The organism is Maribacter stanieri (genome assembly GCF_900112245.1).
Classification (GTDB): Bacteria; Bacteroidota; Bacteroidia; order Flavobacteriales; family Flavobacteriaceae; genus Maribacter; species Maribacter stanieri.
In genome coordinates this window covers 141,657-160,790 of record NZ_FOYX01000003.1, presented here as the reverse complement: position 1 = coordinate 160,790, position 19,134 = coordinate 141,657, and the positions used below count along the sequence as shown (strand labels likewise).

Here is a 19,134-nt window from a genome sequence, read left to right as displayed (position 1 = left end):
AATTTTAATTCGTAGTTGACTTTTTTATTAGGTAATTAAATCTTTACTAAAGATTCGTTTCTTAATAGACCTGTTAACTTTTATATAGTAGTATGTACTACTAACCATCCAACCTAACCACGCAAGTTTTTTATCATATAAAAGTGGTTTTAGTTTTACTATGTATCTAAAAGTTTTTTCCGGACTCCATAAAAACTCCTTAACCAACTGTGCTTTAGTCTGGGAAAGTTGACTTGGATCATACACCATACCTACTTTATTACCTCCTACATTTTGATAAAAACCTCTAGAAATTAATTGAATGAATTTTAATTTCTTCCTATTTGTAAACAATCCTAATCTAAGAGCCATAGCCGTTAAATAATCCTGAACCATAATTTCAGTATAGGAAAGCCCGTTTAAGCCATTACACAATTCATCAAATTGCCCATCCATAAAATTTTGTATAGAAGATATGAATTCATCAAAAACTCTTTTCTCATTTGGTTCATGATATTCAATTGTTGGCGAACTGGGGTCTCCATTATAACCTAAAGTACTTCCATGAGGAGCGGCCAATAATTGTTCATATAACTGACCGTTAGCTTGTAGAATATAATCAGAATATCCTTTCTTGGGATAAACTGAAAAGTTTAAACCATATCTTCTTGTCTTATCTTTTATATTATATATTTCACGTAATCCAATGTAATAACCTGTTACAGGTACATTACCTCCTAAATACTCATAGATACATTCTTGCATAGTACCTCCCCAACCCACATCTACTAAAACCATACCGTCAGATTTAAAATCTACGTTAAATGAATTTAGGTAATTATTAAATGCATTGCGCTGTCCAATTCTATGAGACTCATAAGCTACACTAAAATTTTTATTATTCTTAAGTTTCAATAATACACTGGAAGTACTGAAATTTTCAATTTCTAAATCCTTATCAATATCTAATTCATTGGCAATATTTAAAATAGAATCTTCATTTAAATTAAAGGATGATAAAAATTGACCAGTAGTCATTACATCATAGTTCTTTTTTATAGGCGCAAATTTCTCTTCTTCAATAGGCTTAAGGGACACTTGTTTGGCAGAATGTCTAGATGCCTTGAAATAATGAGTTTTTATATAATCCTCATCATTTAAACCATTAAACTTTTGATAAGTATCAAATAACTGTTTTAAATAATGACCTTCTCTTGCCAGAAAGAATAAATCTTTTATTCCTTTCCTTTTAGCTTCGGTATATAGCCTTTCCGTAAAGAAGTAAAAATGAATAATATATTCACTAAAAGGGAAATCACTTTTTCTACAATTTTGTTCTATTTCTTTACATGCCTTATTAAATTCTTTCTCCTCACTGCCAAATAAATTCTTTTTATTTCTGAATTTATGAGAATAATGTTTTAAAAAATAACCATGAAGACCATGCTTTGAAGAGTTTATAACATCACTAATTTTATTATCTCCCATCATCGCTGTATGTTCTGCCAATGAACCAGTCTTTTCTAGTACAAATGGATACAAACTACCATCACTCTCTTTACTCTTTTTTAAATCACAAGAAATAAATACATCATTAAAAATAGAAGATATACCATGAAATTCTAATAACCTCATTATAACATCCTTAGATAAATGATAATCAGATACAATAAAGATTTTATAATTTTCAGACTTCAATGTTTTAAGCCCTTCTACCAAAGAAGTATTAATATACTGAACAGAAGTTTCACTTCTATAATCTGATTCTTTGCTTATTTTCTGAAATGTACTCCACTCAACCCCATTTAAATTATCTGAATTGACCAGCCTCTTATAAACCTCTTTCATTACAAATTCATAAGGTACCTCTACCTTATTAAGTTTCATATCTGATGCTAACTTGGTTGTTGCGTTTGCCCTAATTTTAAATAAGGCATTAATATCTATAGTAAGCCCTAATTCTCTAATAAGAAATTTAGCCCAAATTCTATATACATAATTTGGGTGAACCCCTCTATGAATCAAGGTGTCAAATAAGTCGGTAAAAACAACTTTTACTGCTGAATTATTCTTGATATTTTGTATTGTGTTGTTCAATTTGAATTGTTTTAATGGCTACTAATAAATATAATCTAAAAAGCTGGTTAAGTTCTAAACATTAATACCTATGCCTGCTGACAAATTAAACCCTAAATAATAAGTTTTATTATAATTATTCGATAAAACTATATAATTAATAGCATAACATGATTTAAACAAGAAAGTCGTGCTAAAGTAAAAATCTTTAACACGACTTAAATTATGAAACAAATTTTACCTTCTTAAAATTAGTCTTTTAGAAACAGGTTCATCATTATTCAATACAACAGTAACAACATATACATCTGCCGTTAAAATTTCTAATGATATTCTATAAATGCCACTTACAAAAATTTCATTCGGGGTGTACTGCTTAATTAATCTACCAGCGGAATCATGGAGCATAAAACCGATGATATCTTCATCATCAACAATACCATTTAAAGTTATTTCAACAAAATCTACAGAAGGATTAGGTGATAATACCATATCCAATGCTACTTCTTCAAGTACTTCATTTTCTTCTACCACAATTGACAATGAAGTTGAATCCGTTAAACCTTCCCCATCTGTTACCGTTAAAACAACTTCATATGTACCAGCTGCTTCAAACTCAAATTCAGTATCAGCCTCAAATACTATGTTACCATCACCAAAATTCCATTCATATGAAACAATACCGTTATCATCAATTGAATTACTTCCTGTAAATGATACCGTGAGCGGAGCTTCACCTGTAACCACATCTGAGCTAGCCACAGCAACTGGTGCTTCGTTGAATTCATTTTCAACAACCACTGTGATCACTAGGGATGCTTCATCTGTTAAGCCTTCATCATCGGTCACGGTCAATACCACTGTAAACTCACCTGCAGTTTCAAAAACATGCTCAGGATCGGCTTCAATAGAAGTTCCACCATCACCAAAGTTCCATGAATAAGTAGCAATACTATTATCATCGGTAGAATTACCCCCTACAAAGGATACTAAAAGCGGTGCTTCACCTGATATGATATCTGCGTTAGCTATTGCAATTGGTGCTTCATTTACAACCATGCCCTCTTCAACCGTTATAGTCAGCGTTGTGGTATTGGACAATCCTTCTTCATCTGTAACGGTTAAGGCTACGTCATATACACCCGCAGTTTCAAAAACATGCTCTGGATCTGCTACGTTTGATGTTCCTCCATCAATAAAATCCCATGTATAGCTAGCTATACCCACATCATCTGTTGAGTTACTACCTACAAAAGACACAGTAAATGGCGCTTCACCAGAAACAATATCTGAACTAGCTATGGCGACTGGTGCCACATTTGGTTCATTTACGGTAATGGTTAATGAAGTACTATGAGTTTGACCTTCAGCGTCGCTTACCGTTAATATCACCTCATAAACATTAGCTTCATCAAAAGTATATACAGGATTTATTTCATTTGAAGTTTCACCATTTCCAAAATCCCATAAATAGGATGCAACACCATTATCATCAGAAGACCCACTACCATTAAAGGAAACCGTTAGCGGAGCATCACCTTCCAATACATCTGCGGTAGCAAGCGCTATAGGAATACCATTACCAGCCACAGAAATATTAGCGGCAGAAGTATCTACTTTACCATCTGCATCCGTAACCGTTAAGGAAACATTATAGGTGTCAGAGGCAGCGTATACATGAATTGGATTTGGTTCGTCAGAAGTGTTTCCATCTCCAAAATCCCAGAAATAGGATACAATTCCGTTATCATCCGTACTAGACGAAGAATCAAAACTTACTTGAAGTTCATCTATGGTATAATCAAAAGCACTTTCAGGTGCAGTGGTATCTGGCAAATATTGTATTAATGTAGCTTTTGTTTCCGTTGCGCTATCATCTACAGAATTTGACACGCCACCTCTTCCACGTAAATGAATACTTACCAAATCATTAATTCCATCACTATAGACTTGAACCCTTAATCCGTCCATTTCTATTGGAGTTTGTTCTTCACTACCCCATTCGAATATACCTGCATCAATCCAGCCACCTGCTCCTTCATCCAAAATAATCCAATCATTACCAACACGATAACTTATTCTCCAAAGTGAATTTGGTTGTGGCTGATTAGCATAAACTCCACCAAAGGTGATATAATTCACTAATTTACGTGAAGCCCAATCAACTTGCCATCTAAAACCATTATCAGCATCTGGTGTGCCCAAATTAGCGCCAAACTGTTCGCCATACTCATTATAATCTGTACGTACAAAATAATCATCTCTAGAAGGGTCGTACAATATAGATTGAACAGTTCCTCTTGGGTTCGTGGCAGATCCAGTTACTGTTGCATCTGGTAATAATCCAATATTAATACCTGCATTTGGTACATTGTCCGGTTGGTCACTGGTTACAACAATGTCCACTGAAACCTGATCGGTCAACCCTTGTTCATCCGTTACTGTTAAGGTCGCTGTATAATTACCAGGTTGGGTGTAAATATATGATGGATCTGCCTCTGTAGAAGTATTACCATCACCAAAATTCCAATTATAAGATACTACGGCTACGTCGTCTGTTGAGTTACTACCGATAAAATCTTCAGTAAGTGGTGCCGTCCCGGTAATTAAACTTGTTTCGATAATAGCAACTGGCGCTTCATTATCCGGCGCACCCAAATTAATAACCTGAGTTGAAGTATCGCTTATACCGTCCGTATCCGTTACCGTTAACATAACACTGTAAGAACCTGAATTTGCAAACACATTACTTGGGTTTTGTTCAGTTGACGTATTTCCATCTCCAAAATCCCATTCATAAGATACAATACCATCATCGTCAGTGCTAGAAGTAGCATCAAAATCAACTTCTAAATCATTAATGACATAATCGAAATTGCTTTCGGGAGCCCCGGTATCTGGCAAATATTGGATCAACGTTGCCTTTGTTTCCGTTGCACTATCATTTACTTTATTAGATACACCACCTCTACCTCTTAAATGAACACTAATTAAATCATTTACACCGTCACTATAAACTTGCACACGAAGTCCATCAATAGCTATTGGTGCCTGAGTTTGACCACCCCATTCAAATATACCAGCATCGATCCAACCTCCTATACCTTCTTCTAAGATAGTCCAGCTATTTCCAACTCTATAACTAACTCTCCATAATGAATTTGGTTGTGGTTGGTTATCAAAAACACCACCAATCGTAATGTAATTAACATTCTTTCTATTGGCCCAATCTACCTGCCATACGAATCCATTATCAACATCAGGTGTACCAAGGTTTTCACCTTTTGCAATCCCATACTCATTGAAATCAGTTATTTCATAGTAATTATTTCTTGATGGGTCAAAAAGAATAGCTTGCGGTGTTCCTCTACCATTTAAAACAGATCCATTTAATACTGCATCTGGAAGTAATGCCAAATTTAAACCGGCATTCGGATTGTTGTCCACAGCTCCTCCATTAGCTAAAATATTAAGTTCGTCTATATTGGTGTTACCATCTGCATCGGTAACCGTTAAAGTAACAGTATAGTTACCAGATACCAAGTAAGTATAATTTGGGTTCGCCACATTAGCAGTTTCTCCATTTCCAAAATCCCACAAATAAGAGACCACACCAACATCATCACTAGAATCACTACCTGTAAACTGTACATTTAATGGTGCAGGACCTACGGACACATCTGAAGTAGCAATCGCCACTGGTATAGAATTATCTTCCATTACAGTAATTTCTTGAACTGAAATATCACTTAAGCCATTGCCATCCGTAACCGTTAAAGTAACATCATATGTACCAGAAGTTTCGTAAGTATGTACAGGATTTGCACTGGTAGAACCGTTACCATCTCCAAAATCCCATGTATAGGAAACAATTCCAACATTATCTGTACTTTCAGAAGAATCAAAAGTTACTTCTAAATTATTTATAGTGTAATCAAAAGCACTTTCTGGTGCACCGGTATCTGGTAAAAATTGTATTAAGGTAGCTTTTGTTAGGGTATCACTATCATCCAACCTATTAGAAATACCACCTCGACCTCTTAGATGAATACTTACCACTTCATTTACACCATTACTATACACTTGAACCCTAAGACCGTCCATCTGAATTGGTGTTGTAGTTGCACCACCCCATTCAAAGATGCCAGCATCAATCCACCCACCAGTTCCTTCTTCTAAGATAGTCCAATCATTACCAATTCTATAACTAATTTTCCATTCAGAATTTGGTTGTGGTTGATTAGGATATACTCCACCAAAGGTGATATAATTCACTTCCTTTCTATTGGCCCAATCTACCTGCCATTTAAAACCGTTATCTACATCTGGGGTTCCTAAGTTTTCACCATTAGCAACACCATATTCATTAAAATCAGTTACAACAAAGTAATTTTCCTGTAATGGATCATATAATATAGCTTCAGGTGTACCTCGACCATTTTCTACCGAACCGCTTAACACAGCATCTGACAATAAAGCTAAATTCACATTAGCGTTTGCATTATTATCCACAGCACCTCCATTTGCAACAATTTTGATTGTTGATTCATCAGCGTTACCATCTGCATCGGTAACCGTTAATGTAACATTATAAGTACCAGGCACCGTATATTCATACATTGGATCTTCTTCCGAAGAAGTAGAGCCATCTCCAAAATCCCAAACATATGATACTATGCCAACGTCATCTGTAGAACCACTGCCCGTGAACTCAACAGTCAAAGGCGCAGGACCCGATTGAACATTGGAAGAAGCATTGGCTACCGGTATAACAGGAACACCATCAACAGTTATACTTTGAGTAAAACTATCGCTTAAACCATCAGCATCCGTAACCGTTAAAGTAACATCATAAGTCCCAGGGCCTACAAAACTATGAATTGGATTCTGTTCGGTTGAAGATTCACCATCTCCAAAGTCCCAATCAAAGGTAACAATACCAACATCATCAGTACTTTCGGAAGTATCAAAAGTTACCTCCAGATCATTAGTCGCATAATCAAATCTTGCCGTTGGAGCACCATCATCTTCCAAATATTGAAACAAGGTTGCTTTTATAGGTTGGTCAGTGTCGTCAATTCTTAAAGAATTACCTCCTCGTGCCCTTAAATGCGTACTTTCAATATCATTTACGCCATCACTATATAATTGCATACGGAAAGCATCAGCTTCAACTGGCTCTTGATTTTTACCTCCCCATTCATAAATTCCCGAATCTATCCAACCACCAATACCTTCTTCAATTACTATCCAATTATCACCTTGACGATAACTAAGTCTCCAAGCTGTATTGGGTTGAGCTTGGTTTTCATAAGCCCCCCCAAAAGTGATATAGTTAACTAACTTTTTATTCAACCAATCTACTCTCCAAGTAATGGCCTCATCTACGGGCAATGTACCTGCATCATGGTAACGAAGGACTCCAAATTCATTCCAATCCGTAGCAACAACGTAGTCATTTATTGAAGGGTCATATAAAATGTCTTGAGCTACACCACGCCCCTCTTCTCCATGGATTTGACTAGATAATATAGCATCACCAGCCAAAGCTATATTTATATTTTCATCTGCAACATTATCAATAGCACCACCAGTAACAGTAATCTCAATTGATTTTGATTCTGTCTGACCATCATTATCAGTAACCGCCAAAGTAGCGGTATAGATACCAGGTACTGTATACGTATGACTAGGATCCATCTCTGTAGATGTCCCACCATCACCAAAAGTCCAATCATACGAATCTATAGATTCGTCATCTGAAGATTCATTACCCGTAAAATTAACTATCAAGTCTATATTACCAAGTGATTTATCAGCCGTAATTACCGGGGTAGGTGGAATTGATAAATTATTAATCCATTCCTCCAATAAGGCTACACCTGCTTCATCTACTTGACCTTTGGCTAACCATGGCATCATTACACCTGGTGTAATGCTATTTGCTCTATGGTAAATTTGAGATTTAGATGCATCACCAACAAAAATAATTTGCTGATCAGTTGACATTTCTTCAACTGGCTCTGCTATTGAAGCAGCTAATAAATTAGTTTCTATCAAGCTATTTGCTAGCCTTAAATCAAAGTCTGCACGAAGATTATTATCTGATCGATGACAATAGGCACAATTTAAATCTAAGTAAGATCTTGCCTTATCATCTATACTTGCATTTAAATCATTAATGGAAGCATGAGTTAAGAAATTTTGTGTGTCGCCATCAGTTATGGTCTCTTCTATAAAACCAAGCTCACTTAATGTCACTAATTGATTGCCCACAACACCACCAACTTCAGCGTAATCAAATTCACTGTTCAGGTACCTAGTTCTTGGTCCTAAAGTACCTTTTGATATTTCATTGTGGCAACTTAAACATTCACTAGTTGATGGATACTGCCAAGTTATTGTTTTGCTACCTCCCCCTTCTAAAGTAACTTGAACATCTTGTTCATCACCAGTACTCATATCAATTAGTGTTGCTTCAGTTTGAGCAGCATTCCATTTATATGATAAGAAAGTCCAATTTCCATTACTATTTTTTATAGAAAATCTGGTTTCTACTTTTTGGGTAATATTAGGATTATTCTCATCAATAGGATAATCAAAATGTTTAATCATTACAGAACCAACAGGAAATTCCCAAATACCATTTTCAGAATAATTAATTTGTTCAGTAGCCGAATCTGGATTACCATCATTTGGTATAGCCATCCAACGCTTTTTCAATGCTCCATCTGACCAGAAAGGGTCAATTAGTTCGTACGGTAAAAAACCATCTTTAACCACCAAATTTTCAACATCGGTAAAAGCTCCTGTTGCTGTCAAGGTTTGGGGTACACCAGTAACAACTCCTGGTTCCACAAATCTCAGTAATTGTATATTATTACCTGCAGTAAGGTAAAATATGTCTCCATCAGAATCTTCTCCAAATGAAATAGCTCTTCTAGGCATAGAACCCAATGTGGAAACCTCTCCCGATGATATATCAACAGACAATATCTTTTCAGTAATGTAGTCCGCTGTAATATACTTACCATTAAAAGACGTGAATTCTGAACCTCTATATACATGACCGCCAATAATAGAACCAGCATCCTCCCTAGAGAATGCAGTTAATGGTTCTTGATGCTCCATATCATTCAATAAAGTAACAATTCCACAACCATTTTCTGGACCTTGAGCCATTCCTTCATATACAGGCCAACCATAATTTCCTCCATATGAAAGTACATTTATTTCATCATGAGTACTTAGCCCAACATCACCTATATATATTAAACCAGTGTCAGAGTCTTTACTCATACGGTGAGGACTCCTTATTCCTATGGCATAAAATTCTTCAAAATTTTCACCTGTTGCATCTAAAAAAGGATTATCATTAGGGATAAAATAGTTCTGCCCTGTAACTTCTTCTGCAGCTCCTATGTCTTCAGGCATTTTTCTTATTGCCGGATGACTTTTAGTAATGTCCATATCCACATCTATACGTAAAATACTTCCATCTATATTCTCAGATATATCTTGAGAGCTAATAGCACGTCCTTGTTCCCCTATTGCTACATATAAAAAACCATCATCTCCAAATACCAAAGCCCCACCACGGTGTGCAGTGTTTAACATTCTACGTCTTATTAGCCTGGTTCTAGAACCTTCAACAAAGGAAAGATCAACAGGGTCAATTTCAAAACGCTCTAAATGAATGTAATTTCCATGAAAATTATTGAAATCACATCCGAAGGTACCATTTCCTCCATCATTTAAGGTATCGTCACCTGTTTCTGATTCTGTTGTATAATAAATAAATACATAATTATTACTACCTGTCCCAAAATCAGGATGTAATTCTAGTCCTAATAGACCACCGTCCCAAACTTCAATATTTCCATCAGTTCTAGTACCCGCAGCAGAGCCGACTTCTTCAGAAAAATCAACAATTAAGTTTTTAACATTTGCATTTTGATCATCTTGAAACCAAAAAATCTCCCCGTTTAGTTGACCAACTATAATACGATTTTGAGTTGGTACAGGATTAAATGTTAAAGGATAATCAAAAGTTAAATTTTCAAATGCAACTTCATAAGGCTGAGTACTAATATTAAGATCTGGAAAGTTGGTATCCGAAAATGCTAAATAAGGAGTAGCCTCAGTTAAACCAGGTCCAAAAAACATTGGACTGAAACTCATAAAAACCGCTACTGAACCTACAACACTTGTTGCTAACAGTAATTTTTTTACATTACGAAAAGATGAAGTAATTTTTTTAATCATAATTCTAATTAATATAGAGATGGGTATAATTATAAAACAAAAAAAAAGCAATAATAACGAACACTCGATTAATATCGTTCAACGCCATATAAAAACGTTTAATTTCAATATATATAGCTTATTTAAGGGGATTTAAAAACAACGATTTAACCGAATAATTCTTACAATAAATTTACATTTATCTACTATTGTTTACAAGTCAACAACTACTATATGAACTAGTTACTTGCAACTTTGTCAAAATATACATTGATTACTTATTTTCTTTGAATTAGTTAAACCATTTAAATCAATTAACATGAAATAGTTACATTTACAATCAATACTTAGAGCGTTGAACATATAATCTTTAATTTTAGACTTTTTGCACTTTTACCAACTCCACACTCGATTAATTAAAATGAGAAAAACAACAATAATCTTCATATTCTTAGTTTTACTTGGAATATATTCATGTGGTGTTGATACTGAAGTTCTTGAATACCAAAAAAATAGCATTAAATTATTATATCCAGAAGACAATTCTGAGGTTGAAGAAGGAATTATACTTACAGATTCAACCAATTCACTTGAATTCAAATGGGAATCTTCAACTGAAGATGAGAATCAAATATTTTACCTAGAGCTGATCAACCTCGATAACAAAATTGTTCAAGTGTATGAAAATACTGGTAATAAAGCTTCAATTCCACTTAAACGAAACAACTCTTATTCATGGTCAGTAAGTGATTCTATGAATCACGGAAGTTCCCTTTGGACTTTTAAAAATATAGGTCCTTGGGGTACATCAACGGCCCCTTTGGCTGCAATTGCAATATCACCAGTATCAGGAGCATCAATATCGCAAACCAGTACCACCGTAAATTTAATATGGAAGGGCGAAGATGAAGACAATGACATATTGAACTATGATTTATATTTTGGTGAATCTGAGATTCCCGAACTTTTTACCGAGAATATTGAAACAACTAGATATAACGATATTCCCGTTGAGGCCGGTAATACATATTATTGGAAAATAGTAACAAGAGACTATGTTGGAAATGAAACTTCCTCATCGGTTTTCAATTTCAATGTTGGAAATTAAATTCTCTCTTAAAATATTCTTAATGAGAGGATATAATGTATTTAATTAAATATACATTTACTATATAATCTTACTCTTTGTAATCATAGATTAAACTTACTTCAATGAGATTACATGAAGAATTCCGATAAAGTAAAATGGGCATTATTGTGTAGCGGAAAAGGTAATAATGTATATGACATCATTAATTATTATCAAAAAAATCCTCATCAAAACTCCTTCTATATTTCTTTAATCATTTACGAATCAAGCGATTTTAGTGCGATTGAAATAGCAAAGAGTAACCATATTGATGTTTTGCAAATATCAAGAAACACTTTTAAAGATTCTATTAAACATCAAAAAAAACTAATCCACGAAATACTATCGAGAAGAATAGATTTTATATTTCTCCTGAACTATAAATACTTAATTAAACAAGAAATGTTAAGTACGTTTCCAAACAGAATAATAAATATTCATCCGTCTCTATTTCCTAGCTTTTTAGGAACAAAGACTGCTATTCAAGATGCTTTGGCATATGGAGTAAAAATTACAGGAATTACCACTCACATCATAAACCATGAATATGACAAAGGAATCATATTAAATCAAGTAGCTATTAAAATAAATGACAATGATAATTTTGAATTACTTTACACAAAATTTCGTAAAAAAGGATTCAAAATAATTGTCAAAACAATTATTAAAATCACTGATGAATTTCAAGCCATTAAAAATAAATAATGAAATCCAACACTTTTAAAGTTTTCAATATAGACACACCAAAGAACTTTAGTTCTTACCTAAAAGAATGTGCAAAAATTAACGATGACAACCCTTTTTTCAAATTTGATTTAAACCTTAACAATAAATTTTCAAAAAACTCAATCCATTATTTTGTATTGCATAAAGCCAACAATCCCATAATCCTAATGCCAATAGTTCTTCGGCCTATTACAATCAATAATAAACAAACAACATTTAATGACGTTATTAGTCCATATGGATATAGCGGTCCACTAATATCAAAAGAGACCAACGAAAAAGACATGAATGAGTTTTGGCAACTTGCTGACCTGTGGTATAAGGAAAATAATGTTATTACAGAATTTATAAGGTTTAGCTTTAACAATAACACCTTAGGCTATAATGGTAAAATAATACCGACCTTAAAAAATGTTTGTGGGGAACTCACAGATCCAAATACCATATGGAATAAGTTTGATAAAAAGGTTCGAAATAACTACAGAAAGTCTGTAGAAAATCAATTAACATTTCATATATATTCAGGTAACATGGAACCTAAAATCGTTTCTCAATTTTATGACATATACAAAAACACAATGATTAGACGCAATGCGGATATTGATTTATACTTTTCTTTAAACTATTTCCAAAATTATGTAAAATTGAATCCACAACATTGCGCTATCGCTATAGTTTCTAAAAGTAACACCCCTATTTCCGCGGAATTTTTATTATTATCAAGAGATACAATATACTCTTACCTTGGCGGTACCAATGCAGATTTCTTTAATTGTCGTCCAAATGATTTTTTAAAAGTAAATATTATTAATTGGGCAATAGAAAACGGCTATAAAACCTATGTTCTAGGTGGTGGAAGAATGGACAATGACAATCTTTATGCTTATAAAAAATCATTTTTCCCAAAAGAAAATGATATTACATTCTATACCGGAAGAAAAATCGTTAACCAAGAAATATACAAGTATTTAAATGAAGAAATTAAAAATTCACTTACAATGAGCTCCATTAATTATTCAGACCCAAATACAAACGATTTTTTCCCTATGTATAGAAAACCGATTAATTCAATTTCTATATAAAACAGAAATGTATATAAAACACGGACAACAGCTATTTAGATTAACATTTAAAACTCTAAAATAACAAACTCAGAACGTCTATTTACCGCATGTTTCTCTTCTGGACAATAGGTATTGTCATCACATTCATTTAATAACATAGATTCCCCATATGCCTCTGTAGTTAATTTATCTTCAGAAACACCTTTAGAAATCATGTAAGCCTTGGTTTTATCGACTCTTCGTTGAGATAACCAATCATTATACTTCGAGCTTCCTCGAGAATCTGTATGTGAAGTTATCTTTAATTTTAATGTTGGTATCTCTTCTAATACTTGAGCCAAAGAATCTAATATTTTTTTAGATGACGTACTCACTACAGATGAATTTAAACCAAAATATACGTTTCCTAAATTCTCAATTCTAGACTTAATTTCTGATTTACGCTTATTAATAGCATCTACTTTTGCTTTCTCAGCAGCAGCCAATGCATCTTCTTCTTGTTGTTTTTTGAGTCTTTCTGCCAATAAAGCTTCATCTTTTAAACGATTAACTTCGTTTATAGAATCATTTTGACGTCGTTTTTCCTTTTCTATAGCGGCTAATAGCTCTAATTTCTCTTCTCCTCGTTTAGAAAGGCCTTTTTCGATTCCGAATTGATAAACCACTCCCGCTGCATGTTGTATATGATTTGTAGCGCCGTCACTTTGACTCATAGCCCATTTTCCTGTTGAACTAAAATCTAATCCCCATCTATCTGAAAACCATGTTCTAAAGCCTACGACAGCATTATAAGTTCCCCTACCTAAGTTATTAGCATCGGTATAACCTGCTCCAACACCCACATATGGATCAAACCAACCAGTTTGTCCAATTATTTTATTAATATCATAAGTAACCCTACCATCAAAACCAAAATAACTTACATTTTCTGTAATTACTTTTGCATCAATAATATTCCCTTCTTTGTATTGATTATAAGTACCAATAGCTTCCAAACCTAAGCCACTTTTAAAGTATCTACCAATACTTACACGTGACGGATAAGGAACAATATTCCATTCTTGACCTACATTAAAGATTCCGTCAAAAACATTACCTGAATCATCGACAGCATTTAAGCCAACTCCGAAAATCCAAGAGCTCTGTACTATACTATCCTTTGCCGTTATTTGAAGTTCATCTTGGGCAAATGCTATAGACGATACCATGAGAAATAATAATAAACTAAAGATTTTAGCCTTTTTCATAATATAAAATTTGGGTTACAAAATGTAAAATTAATTGAAGAAGAGATAGTTAACAAATAATTACTGTATACAGCAATTAAAACCGATTGATAGTTGAATGTAGAATATTCATCGATTAATTACTTTTCAATTTTTAAGTCTTTAGAGTTAAATGGTAATTTATAAATACTAAAAGGACTTACTACTAAATTAGATTTGTCTTTAGATTTTTTAGAATTAATTTTTTGCACTTGTAAAAAATCATCATTTTCGTTCAGTTCTAAACTAGCATAATTTGAAGCAGAACTATCTCCACACCAAACTAAAATCATTTCGGTAGTAAAATCTATGATTGGTGGTGTTAATCCCGGTTTTCTTGTTCGGTTAATTTTACCGTAGAAAGCATTTAATTGTTTTTGATTTTTAATTAGAATATACTCTTCTTGTTCAAAACCACTGTAGTTTTCATTTAAGATTAGCTCCATGCCCATATCGTTAGAATCTTGTAAATTACTTTGAGCTATACTCTTACAAGAATTTAATTGAACTACTACTAATAGAAAAAAACAAATAAAATATTTAAACATTTTTAAATCTTCTTTTATAGGCCCTTTCATAAACTTCTTCATAAAGAGGGACCACTTTTTGAATATCAAAACGCTGTGCCTCTTTTAATGCATTAAGCTTAAACCTTTCTAATACCTTGTCATTCTTTAAAATAGTAATTGCCTTAGCAGCCATATCATTAATATCGCCAACATCACTTAAAAAACCACTTACTCCTTCTGTATTAACTTCTGGAATTCCGCCTGCATTACTAGAAATAACCGGTACTTTATTAATCATAGCTTCTAATGCCGCAAGTCCAAAACTTTCTGACTCTGATGGTAAAAGAAATAAATCTGAGAAGCATAAAATTTTATCAATTTCATTACTATTGCCTAAGAATATAACCTTATTGGATATACCTAATTCTTCGCACAAACGCTCTGCTCCTTCTTTTTCCGGTCCTTCACCGACCATTATAAGTTTTGATGGAATTTCTAGCTGAATTTTACTAAAAATCTTAATTACATCAGGTATGCGTTTTACCTTTCTAAAGTTACTAATATGGGTAACAATGCGCTCATCTTCAGTTGCCATATTAGAACGCTGACAATCGGTAAAAGATGTACTATATTTTTTTGCGTCTATAAAGTTAGGAATAACCTCTATTTCCCCATGAATATCAAAAATATCTAATGTTCCTTGTTTTAAACTCTCTGATACCGATGTAACCACATCAGATTGATTAATACTAAAAGTAACCGCTGGTTTATAAAATGGATGTTTTCCAACTAACGTAATATCAGTACCGTGTAATGTTGTAATCATTGGCACATAAATTCCCTCTTCCTCCAACATTTTTTTTGCCATATAACCAGCATAAGCATGAGGTATGGCATAATGCACATGTAATAAATCTATTTTATGAAGCTTTATAGTATCTACCAATTTACTAGACAAAGCAAGCTCATAAGGCTGATAGTGAAAGAGTGGATATTCTGGCACATGAACTTCATGAAAGAATATTTTATTGCTCAGCAACTCTAATCTTACAGGTTGCTTATACGTTATAAAATGAATTTCATGACCTCTATTAGCCAATGCTATTCCTAATTCTGTTGCGACAACACCACTACCACCAAAGGTAGGGTAACATACTATTGCTATTTTCATCACAACAAAACTAACTTTTTTAATTCAGAATTGAATCGTAAATAGCCTGTTGAATTCTAGTTCTTAACCCAGATTTAACTAAAAGTGTGTTTGATGCAGATGGATATGTTCTATTAGATAAAAACACATAAACAATTTCTTCTTCTGGATCGGCCCAAGTATATGTACCTGTAAAACCACTATGACCAAAACTTTTTCTTGAAACACAACCACAAGTGGGTCCGCTATGCTGTAATTGAGGTTTATCAAAACCTACTCCTCTACGCACATTGTTTTCACAAAAGTAACAGGTATTAAATTTCTTTACTGTTCTAGAATCAAAAAATTTAGTTCCGCCATAATATCCATCTTGAAGATACATTTGCATAATCTTAGCTATATCATTTGAGTTACTAAAGAGTCCGGCATGACCACCTACTCCTGCTTGCATTGCGGCACCCATATCATGCACATAACCTTGTACAGTTCCATATCTATAATAATCATCCTCCTCAGAAGGTACAATCATCTTTTTCTCGAACTTTTCCAACGGATTGTAAGATGTATGATTCGCACCTAATCTACTATACAGAAAACTATTTGCCAAACCATCTAACCTTTGATTATAGCTATCTTCAATCACTTTTTTCATTACGTAATACGGTACATCGCTATAACGGTATCTGTTAGATTTCAAATCTTGTCTTCCAATTCTATTATATATAGAATCTTGGTATGCATCGGTTAAGTACAAGTTATCATACACTTTGGTAGAAAAACCTGGTAAAGGAGAATTTCTATAAAATTCGCCAGATGGTTTTTTATTCTCATCTAACGTTCTAATGTAAAAAGGAATCCATGCTGGTAACCGTCCATAATGAGACAACGCTTTTAAAACAGTTACGTTCTTAATTTCTGTATTTGAATAATTTGGAACCAGTTCCTCAAAAGTATTATTGAGTCCAATTCTACCTTCTTCCTCCATCTTCATAACCATAGGCAATGTGGCTAATATCTTTGTTAGAGAAGCTAAATCATATATATAATCGTTGGTGATTTTTTCTTTTGAATGATATGTAGGCTTCCCAAAACCTTTCTGGTAAATAACCTTTCCTTTTCTAGCTACCAAAACTTGAGCTCCAGGAAACATTAAACTATCTAGACCATTACCCATTAATTCATCTATTCGCTCTAATCCTTTAGAACTCATACCAACACGTTCTGGTATGCTATATCCTAATCTACTTAAAGATTTCACCTGAACACCCGTCTGTACAGGAAAATCTGGGTGGGCACTTACAGGTAATTTGCCTTTTGCACTTACTGCACCAAATAAAATTTCGGCAGTTTTCTCTTGTGCAATCGCACTGTTTTGGTAAGACATAACTACAGCATCTATATTACTGAAAGAAGTTACATCTGATAAAGCATAAGGTTTTGCGAATACACATAGGATTAGGTTAGAGGTTCTCTCATTACCAATTTCTTGCAACCAATTTAATTCTTTGGTAGAGAATTTATACGATTTCCAAGGACTCTCATTACTGGTGTGATGACCTACAATAACTAGATTGAATTCTTTTAATTTTATTTTCAGTGAATTAATATCATTTGCCTCAACCACAGTGACATTTGCGTAGTTTTTTAAACCATTTACAAATGCTTCATTGTCAGAACTACCCATTTTCACATAAGCAATTTTTTTATTGTCAAGATTTTTAATAGATAGTAAATCAAGTTTATTCTTTACAACTGTAATGGCATTCTCTATAGCTTGTTCATATATAATATCATCTTCAAGACTATTTAAATCCTCATATAAATTCTCTAAAGGAATAGGCTTATACTTGTGTAAACCTGCCTTGTATTTTGCCATTAATATTTTCTTGACCGAATACGCCAAGCGCTCTTCAGACAACTTACCCTTCTCATACGCTTTAGTCAACTTTTCTTTGGCACTAACAATATTCTCTGGCATTAATAACATATCGTTACCTGCCATGAACGCTGCAAGTTCTACACTACCATCTTTACCTGTAGTAGAAACACCTTTCATATTAAGGGCATCAGTAAATATTAAACCCTCATAACCTAAATCTTCTTTTAAGATTCCGGTTATAATTTGTTCTGATAATGAAGATGGCAAACCTTTCTTCATTTCAAGAGATGGCACTTCTAAATGAGCTACCATAATACTACTTAAACCAGAACTAATTAATTTCTTAAATGGATATAGCTCTAAACTATCTAACCTTTGTCTTGAGAAAGGAATTACAGGCAAATTATGATGAGAATCTACCTCTGTATCGCCATGACCTGGAAAATGTTTACCATTTGCCAAAACACCAGCACTTTCCATTCCTCTAGCAAAGGCTGTACCTTTATCCACTACATTGTCTCTATTTTCACCAAAAGAACGATTACCAATTATAGGATTCTTCGGATTGGTATTAATATCTAAATCTGGAGCAAAATTAATGTGAACACCCAATCGTTTTGCATGCTTACCTATTTGATAGCCTACTTTTTCAACAATTGAATTATCTTGAATGGCGCCTAAGGTCATATTCCAAGGAAACGCGTAAGTTGAATCTAACCGCATGGAAAGTCCCCACTCAGCGTCCATTCCAATTAACAAAGGAATTTTTGATGCTGCTTGATAGTTGTTCGTAAGCTTAGCCTGCTTTACAGGGCCACCTTTAGAAAATATTACACCACCTAAATTCTCTTTAACTATAAGGTTTTTGATTTGATCGGTAGCCTGCTTGCTTTGATTAGAAGCTACGCTAACCATAAATAGCTGGCCAAGCTTTTGATCTAAGCTCATTTGAGCATATTGACCATCTACCCACGCTTGTTGGGCAATACTGTCTTTGGTCACTAAAGGGTTTTGAGCAAATGCATTTGAATAGCAAAATAACCCACAAATAAGAATAAAAATATAGCGCATAAAAATATATGTACTGAGATAACTATTACGGATTGAAATTAT

Annotated in this window: 9 protein-coding genes; 3 read left to right on the top strand and 6 right to left on the bottom strand. The window is 33.7% G+C overall.

Features of this window, described 5'->3' with window-relative positions; all coding sequences use genetic code 11:
• Window positions 1–27: 27 nt before the first annotated feature.
• Both BM296_RS14540 and BM296_RS19750 read right to left on the bottom strand, forming a co-directional pair.
• A complete protein-coding gene (locus tag BM296_RS14540) occupies window positions 28–2,076 on the bottom strand; it encodes an HAD hydrolase-like protein (protein ID WP_091904011.1) in 2,049 nt (682 codons plus the stop codon).
• Between the two features lie 216 nt (window positions 2,077–2,292).
• Complete coding sequence (locus BM296_RS19750; protein WP_091904009.1) at window positions 2,293–10,320, bottom strand: PKD domain-containing protein; 8,028 nt, start codon at window positions 10,318–10,320, stop codon at window positions 2,293–2,295.
• Between the two features lie 400 nt (window positions 10,321–10,720).
• Here BM296_RS19750 and BM296_RS14530 point away from each other — a divergent pair, with 400 nt between their 5' ends.
• From BM296_RS14530 to BM296_RS14520, 3 genes are all read left to right on the top strand, one after another.
• Window positions 10,721–11,407 (top strand): hypothetical protein, encoded by a 687-nt coding sequence (locus BM296_RS14530; RefSeq protein ID WP_091904007.1) that lies wholly within the window; start codon window positions 10,721–10,723, stop codon window positions 11,405–11,407.
• A gap of 114 nt (window positions 11,408–11,521) precedes the next feature.
• Window positions 11,522–12,133, top strand: a complete 612-nt coding sequence (locus tag BM296_RS14525; protein ID WP_027066482.1) for a formyltransferase family protein — start codon at window positions 11,522–11,524, stop codon at window positions 12,131–12,133.
• Entirely contained in the window at window positions 12,133–13,236 is a 1,104-nt protein-coding gene (locus BM296_RS14520) for a GNAT family N-acetyltransferase (protein ID WP_091904005.1), read from the top strand. Before BM296_RS14525 ends, BM296_RS14520 begins: the two co-directional genes overlap by 1 nt.
• Window positions 13,237–13,283: 47 nt before the next feature.
• Here the strand turns inward: BM296_RS14520 and BM296_RS14515 are convergent, their stop codons facing one another.
• The 4 genes from BM296_RS14515 to BM296_RS14500 form a co-directional block, all read right to left on the bottom strand.
• Complete coding sequence (locus tag BM296_RS14515) at window positions 13,284–14,465, bottom strand: OmpA family protein (RefSeq protein WP_091904003.1); 1,182 nt, start codon at window positions 14,463–14,465, stop codon at window positions 13,284–13,286.
• A gap of 119 nt (window positions 14,466–14,584) precedes the next feature.
• On the bottom strand, window positions 14,585–15,073 hold the full coding sequence (locus BM296_RS14510) for a hypothetical protein (protein WP_143099082.1): 489 nt from the start codon (window positions 15,071–15,073) through the stop codon (window positions 14,585–14,587).
• Window positions 15,024–16,163 carry an N-acetyl-alpha-D-glucosaminyl L-malate synthase BshA gene (bshA, locus tag BM296_RS14505; RefSeq protein WP_091903999.1) on the bottom strand — a complete coding sequence of 380 codons (1,140 nt, stop codon included), beginning with the start codon at window positions 16,161–16,163 and terminating at the stop codon, window positions 15,024–15,026. Before bshA ends, BM296_RS14510 begins: the two co-directional genes overlap by 50 nt.
• 19 nt (window positions 16,164–16,182) lie before the next feature.
• On the bottom strand, window positions 16,183–19,092 hold the full coding sequence (locus tag BM296_RS14500; RefSeq protein ID WP_027066478.1) for a serine hydrolase domain-containing protein: 2,910 nt from the start codon (window positions 19,090–19,092) through the stop codon (window positions 16,183–16,185).
• Between the last annotated feature and the right edge of the window lie 42 nt (window positions 19,093–19,134).

What these genes read in the sequence shown, in the direction of transcription:
- BM296_RS19750 (WP_091904009.1), bottom strand. Translation starts at nt 10,320, where the DNA reads ATGATTAAAAAAATTACTTCATCTTTTCGTAATGTAAAAAAATTACTG.
- BM296_RS14530 (WP_091904007.1), top strand. Translation starts at nt 10,721, where the DNA reads ATGAGAAAAACAACAATAATCTTCATATTCTTAGTTTTACTTGGAATA.
- BM296_RS14525 (WP_027066482.1), top strand. Translation starts at nt 11,522, where the DNA reads ATGAAGAATTCCGATAAAGTAAAATGGGCATTATTGTGTAGCGGAAAA.
- BM296_RS14520 (WP_091904005.1), top strand. Translation starts at nt 12,133, where the DNA reads ATGAAATCCAACACTTTTAAAGTTTTCAATATAGACACACCAAAGAAC.
- BM296_RS14515 (WP_091904003.1), bottom strand. Translation starts at nt 14,465, where the DNA reads ATGAAAAAGGCTAAAATCTTTAGTTTATTATTATTTCTCATGGTATCG.
- BM296_RS14510 (WP_143099082.1), bottom strand. Translation starts at nt 15,073, where the DNA reads ATGAAGAAGTTTATGAAAGGGCCTATAAAAGAAGATTTAAAAATGTTT.
- bshA (WP_091903999.1), bottom strand. Translation starts at nt 16,163, where the DNA reads ATGAAAATAGCAATAGTATGTTACCCTACCTTTGGTGGTAGTGGTGTT.
- BM296_RS14500 (WP_027066478.1), bottom strand. Translation starts at nt 19,092, where the DNA reads ATGCGCTATATTTTTATTCTTATTTGTGGGTTATTTTGCTATTCAAAT.